Here is a 10,552-nt window from a genome sequence, read left to right on the forward strand (position 1 = left end):
GCGATTTCAATCCACGCTCCCCTCACAGGGAGCGACGAAGAAAGCGTTAAAAGCCACATGAATTCCTATATTTCAATCCACGCTCCCCTCACAGGGAGCGACCTCAACCTTTGCTTCCATATCAATCATCTGCATATTTCAATCCACGCTCCCCTCACAGGGAGCGACGTGTTTCCTGTTCATTAGCTTTCAATGGAATCAGGGATTTCAATCCACGCTCCCCTCACAGGGAGCGACTCCGTCTTGATGTGCTCGTCGACCCTGCTCGCAGATTTCAATCCACGCTCCCCTCACAGGGAGCGACTCACAGGAGCTAAACGTTTAGGTCACTTTATAACAATTTCAATCCACGCTCCCCTCACAGGGAGCGACCTCTGCTCCATGATCTGCTCAACTAAAGCGTTAGCATTTCAATCCACGCTCCCCTCACAGGGAGCGACATTGCTGCGTTGGAATCCGTCATCATCATTTTTTATTTCAATCCACGCTCCCCTCACAGGGAGCGACAGCTGCGCGAGGAGTACAAGGATTATGGTTATGCATTTCAATCCACGCTCCCCTCACAGGGAGCGACCATCATGGTAAGAGTCATCAAAAAAAGAGTGAGCATTTCAATCCACGCTCCCCTCACAGGGAGCGACGCCAGACAAGAAAAACATGGAAAAATGGCTTGATATTTCAATCCACGCTCCCCTCACAGGGAGCGACGAAGCATAGGGGGGGCGGTTTTATGGATATTATGAATTTCAATCCACGCTCCCCTCACAGGGAGCGACGAATATTGGCGATAAGATTGTCTCTATTATCAATATTTCAATCCACGCTCCCCTCACAGGGAGCGACGCATACTTTGCGTCCGTCTGTGCCAGCTCTACATCTATTTCAATCCACGCTCCCCTCACAGGGAGCGACGTATAATATGTATAAAAGAGATTACCATCCAGACATTTCAATCCACGCTCCCCTCACAGGGAGCGACCCGTACATGCCATTCTTACGCCGTGCAATGCCGTATTTCAATCCACGCTCCCCTCACAGGGAGCGACTCTGCTCCATGATCTGCTCAACTAAAGCGTTAGCATTTCAATCCACGCTCCCCTCACAGGGAGCGACTCGCTGTGGAGTGAGCACCTGTGTGCCGGTATAGCATTTCAATCCACGCTCCCCTCACAGGGAGCGACTCGATCAAGTATGTATCTTGCCACTTAAGACCAGGATTTCAATCCACGCTCCCCTCACAGGGAGCGACATGAACACAAGTCCAATAGCGGCGCCCGTAGTAATTTCAATCCACGCTCCCCTCACAGGGAGCGACAGCAAATATACACATAAAATTCCTTTGTGACCTCCTGTTTTCAACGCTTTCTTCCAAAAATTCCTTTACTCTTTCACGTTTTCCACAGACGATAACTTGATTTTGTGCTATTTGCACTGATAAATTGTGCGCGAATGTTCCGCTGTATTTATGTACACTTTACATTCGCACTACTCTAAAAACTCTCAGATAATCAGCGGCGCCGTGACATCAAATGCCCTTTGCACACCGATATGTTCCACCTTACTCTTATACTTTTCCCCCATGACATAGTACCTCACACTGTCTTTATCCACATCAATGATATCCTTCAACTGCTTTTTCAACATGACATACTGCGTCTGATCAACAATGCACTCAAATACAGAATTTTGTACCCGCTGTCCGTAATTCGTACAGATTTTCGCTACCCGGGCAAGTCTTCGTACTCCCGCCGCAGTCTGTGTATTCACGTCATAAGTAATCAGCACTAACATAACTCACCTTCCTTCCAAACAGCATACAGTTTATCTTTACCGTTTAAAATATGGTGGATATGCATTGATATCTCCCCGCAGATACCGGGCAAGCAGCATCGCCTGCACATATGGCAGCAGCCCGACAGCTACTTTTTCTTTTAGGTAAGGATGCATGATCTCTTCACTCTTTAATTCCTGCCAGTTCTGTATCAGCACTCTGCGTGTGTCATCATCCATAACAACCGCTCCGCTTTCCATTTTTCTGAACCCTCTTGCATTGATCTGCTGCTTGTTAATCATTGTAAGAACAAAACGGTCTGCCACGGGTGCCCGGAATTCTTCCATCAGATCTAACGCCAATGACTGCCTTCCCGGACGGTCGGTATGCAAAAATCCAACATAAGGATCAAGTCCGACCGAATAGGCTGCGCCTGCGCACTCGTTTACCAGCAGCGCATACGTAAATGATAACATTGCGTTGACATTATCCAGCGGTGGACGTTTATTCCTTCCGTGAAATACGAAGCTCTCTTTGTTCTGAAGAATCAGTTCATCAAATACACTAAAATAAGTGCTTGCCGCTTTTCCTTCATATCCCCGCAGTTCCTCCGAACTACCACTGTCTTTCACCGCTCTTAGATACTGTTTTAACTGCTCCGACGCATCTTTTAGCTTTTCTGTATCAAGGCGCAATGCATGATCCCGGATTGCCCGTTCAAGTACATAACGCTCATTATGTACCTTTCCGAGAATCATATTTCTTGCAATCGCAAGACTTTCACCTTCCCGCTCCGACAGCCGATATTGTATTTTCCGCAAAACGACATTACCGTTTTCCTGTCCGATCATTCTGGCACAAAACGAATCATTGTGAAAAAAGCTCAGATTCACATTGTTCTCATTGCATTTGCGCATGAGCGCCGGACTGGCACCTACATAATTAAACGCAACGATTGCTTCTACATTGTGAATCGGTATCCGCATTGCCACCCGATCCTCTTTTTTGACGACAACGTTTTCTCCATCCAATGCAAGATATACATCCGGTGTTGTTACATAAAGAGTATTCAGCAATTTCTTCATTGCAATTCCTCCTTTAACATCTCCGACACATAGGCATCCGCAGGCTGTGCTCCGGAAAGTTCCGGCAGACAGATGTTGTTTAAGGAACACTGCCTGCAATATGTGCCTGTCTTTACCATCGGTGTATATTTTCTGCTGTAATATGCATGCATTTCTTCAAAACAAGACCGTACACTCTGTCTCAATTCCTCTGTAAACAGCACTTCCGTTCTGCGTCTCGTTTCTCCATAATACAAATAGCCCTTTGGAATTCTGGTCATAAGCATCTCTTCCAGACACATTGCCTGCGCCATAAGCTGCATTTCATCTGCATTGTGCGGCTTTGGTTTTCCGCGCTTATATTCCACCGGCACGGCAATGTACGTTCCCTTTTGTCCAGCTAATGTGATGCCCTCCGGTGCCGGATGAAACTCCACAACATCACATTCTCCGCTGATTCCCATCTCTCTGGAGAAAACCTTCATCGCCCGCACCATGATAACCCCGTTTCTTTTTTCGTGAAAGTCCGCATTGTGCGCATTTTCATGCATGACCCTTCCCTCAAATGTCCGTACATTCTCTTCCCACTGCTGCTCAATATGAATCAGAGCCCATTGTCTGCGGCAAAAAACGAAATGCTGAATTCCCGATAATAATAAATAATCCTCCTCCTGATATTCCATATGTTTCTCCCTGCGATAGCCACGCAATACTATTCCATACAGGTACAGGTAACTCCCTCAGGCAGCTGCTCCGGCAATGTAACCTCATAATCTGAAAACGCCCTTGCCAAATCAACTCCAGGTTTTCTTGCCACCTTGACAGCTTCAAACAATTTATAAGACGGTGCATTTCCAAGTTCGCTGTCGTGCTTAAAAATGATCAGTTTTCTGACTGCCATCTTGCCGCGTGCCGCCGCATGATCATTCTCAAACATATTCAGAATTGCTTTCCAGAGCAATTCCAGATCCTCTTCCGAAAAACCGGTCACTTTTCTCGCCAGATTTGCAGACACATATCCCTCTACCCGGTACAGACCATACGGAACAATATATTTTCTTCCCATTTCCGTTCCTTTTTTGGCAGCATCCTCCTCCGTCGTGATTGCCACTCTGGTAATCGTGATCTCCTGTGGAAGAATCGGATCAACGGATTTCGCAAATCCCATCTGCACCGGTCCGCGTACCTGTCCACAGTTTAAATTTGCTTTCACAAAAGTGGTCATAACTGCTCCGAATGTACGAATATCATAGAAATTCTGACACATAAAGTCACGAACCTTTACGTCCAGCATTGGATCTGTCTTCTTTAAATTCTTAATCTCCTTTTCGTCAATGCCAAGTGACTGGAATGCTCCAAGATCACTGCGGTTTAACGGCACATTGTCCTTGATATAGATTTTATATCCGGTCGTATCCTCCTTGAGTGTCTCCACATAGTTGCGGATCTTTCGCTTCAGGCACACATCTGTCACGAGACCGTAACCCGTTTCCGGATCAATTCTCGGCATATTGCCGGCATCCGGATCTCCATTTGGATTTCCATTCTCCACGTCAAATAGTACTACAAAATCATATCTGTTCCTAATTGCCTCTCCCATCTTAGTTTTCCTCCTTCTTTGTATATCGTTTCTGTGTCTGGCAATAATACCCCAGCTGAAAGGCTCCCTGTTCCGGCAGATTTAAACGCTTTGGGAAACTCTCCCCAATCACTTCCGCAAGTTTCCCAATCTGTCGGTTAAAATAAACTTTGTGTCCTTCGTTTGCCAGTTTCCGCAGATGCTTCTGCGCCAGATTCAGCAATAGCGGAAAAATCTGTGCCGGGGTCGCTGCTGCCGAATTGAAGTACTTGTCTTTGATCGTCGTGTTAATTCCTGGATTCGCTTCCTGCTGCAAATGCTCTAAAACCGCAAACAGGCGCCCCAGTGTGTATGGTACATTTTTGCTCTCCTCATTTATCATTTCCTGCAATACCTCCTTGGGACAGTCTTTGTTCTCATTCTTCAGATAATAGGCCTTTATCATAGCCGCTCGCTCTCGTGTTATCCTGTGTTCCGCCCGGATTCTTAACATAACGGCGTTTAGCAGCGATGCCGGATACTTTCCGCCTGTCAGAACCGCTTTTAGCGTATCCGCTGCCATCTGTGGTGACGGAGACTTGTCTCTCGCATTTTGGTTTACGGTCTCTGACATCAATTTCCAGATTGGAATGATGGGATACTCCTTTTGCCGCGCATTAACAATCCGCAGACGCTCCTGATGTTCATTGACATGCCGGATCATAGTGCCAAAAGAATCCCTCATAAAAAATCGGACAGTCAGTCTGGCCGCATTCGGTGCAAGTCCCAGCACATAAAAATGTCTGTCGGGATCCAGTCGTATATCCTCGATCTGTACCGGCTCCCCGTTTGCCACCTTCCCGATAATTGCCCGAAGTTCGCCATCTGTCATACCACTCTCATCTGTCAGACCGAACATCGCCATCATACCGACATCCTGATAGAGGCTCTCTCCTCCTTCCGCCCAGCATACCACGGTTGTATCCCCGATAGTTCCCGTGTGAGCCCGGTCATTCAGAAGTTCATTTAACGCTGTGGTGTAGGCAAATGCCGCATACTCACCCACCGGAGCATTGGCACCCTGTTCCTTCTCATAGGAACAGAAGGACGCTGCATTAAAAGATACCAGTGACGCTCCCATCGCCTGTGCGCCGCGAACCCCCTTAATGCTCGGATGCAGCACTGCAAGCTTGTCTTTTTTCCCGGTAACCAGACACAACGTCTGCCCGCTTTCATCCTTCCTGTCATAAAACTGCTGCCATGCTTCACGTATTGCAGGATCCTCTGTCACTGCTTCTCCTTCATAATAAAATAGAAGATTTACTCCTGCCATCAGATCGCTCCAGTTATCCTCTATGTCAGTACACTGGCGCGCCGCATCCGGGCTCCAATACTCGAAATAATGACAGATCGCTTCTGCTGCCGGCGTGTGGATATCAGAAAGCAATTCCATGTGCTTTTCCATGCAGGCTTCATAGCACTGACTGGTTCGCTCTGGTTTTCCTTTTTCATCAACACCAAGAATATAGGTCGCATTGTCGCACAAAAAGTTCGGGCAAACCGCCACGGATCTCTTCTCCGGATGAGGTACTTCCATCATCCGCGCAACAAAAACCGTTTTTTTCTTGCTGCCTCCCGTCTCCTGCGCCACCTTCAACGGGATCAACCCTAGTACGTGTCCCTGCCGATCCAGATTCAGTCCATAGGAAACTTTTACTTTTCCCCAACCCGGCTTTGCAATCCGCCCCTGCTTCAACAAATCTTCATAATGTTCCACCAATGCCTGTAAAATCATCGCAGCACCTCGCAATCTGCCACATGGATCACGCCGTTTTCCATCTTTGCACGAAAGAACAGCGGACGAATGTTTGCCGGATCTGAGAAGTCAAGATCCCACAACATATAGCCGAGATCCCTTGTCTCCTGAATAGCCGGAATCTCTCCGCCCTCCCACTCCTTGAAATTCGCCGGGAATTCCCGACATCCAAAATATGGTTCGTGATAGCACTGTCCCTTTCTCAGGCGGCGCTTTATGATATCCTGAAACTTTCCCGGATTATCTCCGGCTGCCGCCTTCTCTGTAAGGGTAAAATGTGCTTCAATCACATATCTGACATCCTGCAGAACCAATGATGCTCTCTGCACAATATCCTTTGATGTGTTAATATACAGTTCTGTGCGTCCGCCGGTCATAGCTGCTCTTACACTGCTCCCCAGCACCTTGGACTGCACCTCATTTCTCCGTATGTTTGTCATCTGAATAGGCGCCAACACATAAATGTTGTCAATATGCCACTGCAGGCCTGGGTGCCAGTATACTGCCTCGAGCATTCCCCGCGCCGCCGACGGTGTCATCACATCATAGCTGACGCGTTCCACCTTCATCTCCGGCCGGCTGAAGCATGCAAAATTCCCCCACACTTCCATTTTTACTGCCACATATCATTCCTCCTTTCATTTATTTTTTCATTTAATATGTTTTAAAGTATTTATACAATATAATATATTATTATGTTTGTCAATACATTTTTTATTGAAAAAAACGTTATATTTGTATACACTGATTTTGTCACTTTATAAGTGTGGATTGAAATATTTAATATGTTTTTCTTTCATCAGGGCGGCAGATTTCTGCCGCCTTTTGACCACTCTTTTATCCGAACAATCCATATCCTGTACTCACATCCATCTGAAGTCCGGTATCCTCATGATACTGGTTCATATCCCGAAGCACATACATCCCCTCTCCGATTCCTTCCACACAGCCGGCATCGTACAATGCTTTTAAATGATTCGGATATACATTCACCGCATACTGCCCCAGCTTTCGCATAAGTTCTCTTGAGACCTTTCCCTTTTCCATCTCCTCTATCCACAATTCCGCTTCACCGACCGGAATATAAATCGTCTGTGTCTCACTCTCAATCAGATGAAATTCCCTTGCCACCGTTGCAAACGGAAAGCAATCCCCATTGATTCCTTTTCCGGCAGTAAATGCATCCATTATCTTCTTTTGATCCAGATTCTCTCTCCCCAGAATCTCACGATACTGCTTAAAATAGAATGCGATCGCCTCCGGCGCTGCCGGATCTTCGTAACAACGCAGGGTCTGCCTTAACGCGCTGATGTTCTGTGCAAAATATACCGATGCATCGCCTTTCAAACCGAACAGATATACCTTGCTCTCCTCTGGGGAATGCGTCCCCTCCCGGTTGCATCTGCCCGCCGCCTGTATGAGTGCATCCAGTCCGTTCTCCTGACGATATACACACGGAAAATCCAGATCTACGCCCGCCTCCACAAGTGAAGTAGCGATCACCCTGCAGGGCACATGATGTTCCAGTCTCTCTTTGATCTCGCGCAATTTCTCTTTGCGATGCTCCGGGTACAATAATGTTGTGAGGCAAAATGCTCCCTCTCTCGGAATTTCTTCAAAAAGTTCCTGTGCCAGATTTCGACTGTTTACAATGCAAAGCACCTGCTCCTGCGCAGTCAGACAGTCGATCAATTTTTCCCGTTCCATATTGCCGGCTGCAACAATCGATGTTCTGCGCAGTTTTTGAAAAAGAATATCTGTATGTTCACAGATTTCTCTTACCTGCGTCTGCGGTATATATTTTTGGATCATTTCATCCAATACCGGCTGCGTAGCCGTACAAAGAACGATTGTTGAATGGTAATGCGCCGCCAGTTCTGCGATTGCCGCAACACACGGTTCCAGATATGGAATCGGCATTGTCTGTGCCTCGTCAAAAATAATGACACTGTTTGCCATGTTATGAAGCTTTCTGCATTTTGAACTGCGGTTCGCATACAACGATTCAAAAAACTGCACCGCAGTCGTCACGATCACCGGCATGTCCCAGTTTTCGGTGGCCAGAGCCTTGCGGTATGCCGCTTCATTCTCCGCCTTATCCTCCGTCAGATCGTAGAGAATTCCGGAATGATGTTCCAGAACATTTTTCTCTCCTAAAATAGAGCGGAACACCTCTGCATTCTGGTCTATAATCGATGTGTACGGTATCACATAAATAATCCGCTTCATCTTTGATTGTATCGCATGCCGCAGTGCAAAGCCCAAAGATGCCGTGGTTTTCCCGCCTCCCGTGGGTACCGTCAGCGTATAGATTCCGGGCGGCAATTCACTTCCTTTGCTCATACAATCCTGCAAAACCTGATTTCTTATACTGCAGAGTATTTTCTGTTTGTCGCTTTTGAAATCCGTTTTTTCCAGCCATTGTTTTATATGGTTGTCAAAACGTTCTGCCAAAACCTTCAGGGAATCATATTCTCCCCTGACTGCCTGATTCTCCTTCATAAACGCTTCCGTATCCAGATAATCCGCATCTACCAGGCAGGAATACATCATCCGAATAAAAAAAGACATCGTAAAACAGGGATTGCTTCCATCCCTACAAAATGCAGGAATATTCACATCCTCCGGTACGATATCTCTCTTCCATGCCGCATAATCCGGCAGACTTTCCGCTCCTTTTATTCTTCCAAAAAACGTGCCGTCTCCTTTATTGGAAATCCGGTAGACGCCTCCGTTCAACAACCCAGAATGATGCTCGGCAATCGTCATTGCAAGCGGTATGTTTTCTTTTGCTATTTTCATCGCCTCAACCGCCCCCGCAGTCGAATGATCCACCTTTGCCGTGTGTTCCGGATCCGCAATCCGCCTCTGAAATGCCTCGGAATACTTTCCAATATCGTGAAGAAGTCCGCAAAAATATCCCTGTTTTCCACAACCGAACTCCTCCGCAAACTGCTGTGTCAGACATGCGGTCCCCTCAGAATGGCTTTTTACTGTCTGAATCTTTCCGCTCGCATTGATGTGAGCAATCATACGCTTCCCCGTCACCTTATCTTCTACCACCAGCGTCCCCCTCTCTTTTGTGCCTGCCGGCGTTCCAGCGAATATATCATCTTTTTTTGCGCTGCTTTCTGCGCATCTGAAGTTCCGCAGGAACTTCTAATATGAATCTGTCAAGATTCATTATATCACAAGCATAGTAAGTTCAACATATAAAAACTGCATTTTACATTCTTTGTATGTTCCCCCCAATGAAAAACCCCCGGGACATCTCTGTCCCGGGGGTTTTTCGAGGAGTTTAGTTATGAAAATGTTAATCTATATAAAGGAATCTTCACCGAAAGGTTCTGCAGAAATATGACCTTTATTCCACATCTCTGAGCTGCTGGGAACGAAGCTCTGGGAAACCGTCCTCAGCTCCTTTCGATGATGTTAGTATACGGAAAAAATGTGTCCGAAGTATGTCGATTTTCATAAAGCTTTCTAAAAAAACGTTCAATGTTATTTAGATTTCTTTAATATTTTATTTCTATTTTTTTATAATTGCCTGCACCGTGCCCGACTGGAGCAGCCGGATCTCCAGCTGTTTCATCTGCTCCGACGCAAGACTGTTGCACAATTCCACGGTTCCTTGCTGCGCTCTGCCACTGCACAGACCGCAATCCTTAAGCCTGCGTTCTGTCTCCCGCGCGGTCCCCGCTCCGCCGTCAAAGATCTGCACTCCGGCTCCGAGAAGCTTCTGGATTGTCTCCCGCACAAACGGATAATGCGTGCAGCCAAGCACGACACAATCCACCGGATGGCTTTGGTACGGTTCAAACAGATTTGCAAGAAACGCTTCGAGTTCTGCGCCCTCCAGCACGCCCTGCTCCACATACTCCACCAGCCCCGGACACGGCAGCCGGAGAATCTCGGCATCCGACTCAAACCGCTGCATCAGGGCGTGAAACTTCTCCTCGCGCAGGGTCATCGGTGTTGCCATGACCAGAACACGCGGGTGTCCGCCCGCGTGCACTGCTGGCTTTAATGCCGGCTCGATTCCGATTACCGGCATATCCGCATATTTTTCCCGAAGGATCCGGATGGCCGCGCTTGTCGCCGTGTTGCATGCCACCACGAGCGCCTTTACGCCGCGTGACAGCAGATATTCGGCATCCGCACAGGTCAGCTTCTGCACTTCCTCCAGCGTCTTTGTACCGTAGGGCGCATTCTTAGAATCCCCAAAAAAGATATAATTCTCGTTCGGCATCTGTGCCACCAGTTCCCGCAGCACACTGATTCCTCCGACTCCCGAATCAAACACACCAATCGGACATTCCTGTCTGTTTTCATACTTTTCCACT

The 10,552-nt window shown here is 47.3% G+C and carries 8 protein-coding genes and 1 CRISPR repeat array (1 of these 9 running past the window's edge); all 8 genes read right to left on the minus strand.

What is annotated here, in order from left to right:
* Positions 1 to 1,315: direct repeats of the CRISPR family, unit length 33 nt; unit sequence ATTTCAATCCACGCTCCCCTCACAGGGAGCGAC (it extends 4,097 nt beyond the left edge of the window).
* A gap of 185 nt (positions 1,316 to 1,500) precedes the next feature.
* Positions 1,501 to 1,791: a CRISPR-associated endonuclease Cas2 gene (gene cas2 / locus RHOM_RS12350; protein WP_014080654.1), complete on the minus strand. Its 291-nt coding sequence runs from the start codon at positions 1,789 to 1,791 to the stop codon at positions 1,501 to 1,503.
* Positions 1,792 to 1,827: 36 nt separating this feature from the next.
* Positions 1,828 to 2,856, minus strand: coding sequence for a type I-C CRISPR-associated endonuclease Cas1c (cas1c, locus tag RHOM_RS12355; RefSeq protein WP_014080655.1), 1,029 nt, complete (start codon positions 2,854 to 2,856; stop codon positions 1,828 to 1,830).
* A complete protein-coding gene (gene cas4 / locus RHOM_RS12360) occupies positions 2,853 to 3,518 on the minus strand; it encodes a CRISPR-associated protein Cas4 (RefSeq protein ID WP_014080656.1) in 666 nt (221 codons plus the stop codon). The genes cas1c and cas4 overlap by 4 nt, the downstream gene beginning before the upstream one ends.
* 29 nt (positions 3,519 to 3,547) lie before the next feature.
* Positions 3,548 to 4,435 carry a type I-C CRISPR-associated protein Cas7/Csd2 gene (gene cas7c, locus RHOM_RS12365; protein WP_014080657.1) on the minus strand — a complete coding sequence of 296 codons (888 nt, stop codon included), beginning with the start codon at positions 4,433 to 4,435 and terminating at the stop codon, positions 3,548 to 3,550.
* Between the two features lies 1 nt (position 4,436).
* Positions 4,437 to 6,188: a type I-C CRISPR-associated protein Cas8c/Csd1 gene (gene cas8c, locus RHOM_RS12370; protein WP_014080658.1), complete on the minus strand. Its 1,752-nt coding sequence runs from the start codon at positions 6,186 to 6,188 to the stop codon at positions 4,437 to 4,439.
* The gene (gene cas5c / locus RHOM_RS12375) at positions 6,185 to 6,820 is read right to left on the minus strand and encodes a type I-C CRISPR-associated protein Cas5c (RefSeq protein WP_044025030.1); all 636 of its coding nucleotides are present in this window, start codon (positions 6,818 to 6,820) and stop codon (positions 6,185 to 6,187) included. Before cas5c ends, cas8c begins: the two co-directional genes overlap by 4 nt.
* Before the next feature lie 226 nt (positions 6,821 to 7,046).
* Entirely contained in the window at positions 7,047 to 9,272 is a 2,226-nt protein-coding gene (locus RHOM_RS12380) for a CRISPR-associated helicase/endonuclease Cas3 (protein ID WP_014080660.1), read from the minus strand.
* Positions 9,273 to 9,738: 466 nt separating this feature from the next.
* Positions 9,739 to 10,551, minus strand: coding sequence for a glutamate racemase (gene murI, locus RHOM_RS12385; protein WP_014080661.1), 813 nt, complete (start codon positions 10,549 to 10,551; stop codon positions 9,739 to 9,741).
* Between the last annotated feature and the right edge of the window lies 1 nt (position 10,552).

This window comes from Roseburia hominis A2-183 (assembly GCF_000225345.1).
GTDB classification, from domain to species: domain Bacteria; phylum Bacillota; class Clostridia; order Lachnospirales; family Lachnospiraceae; genus Roseburia; species Roseburia hominis.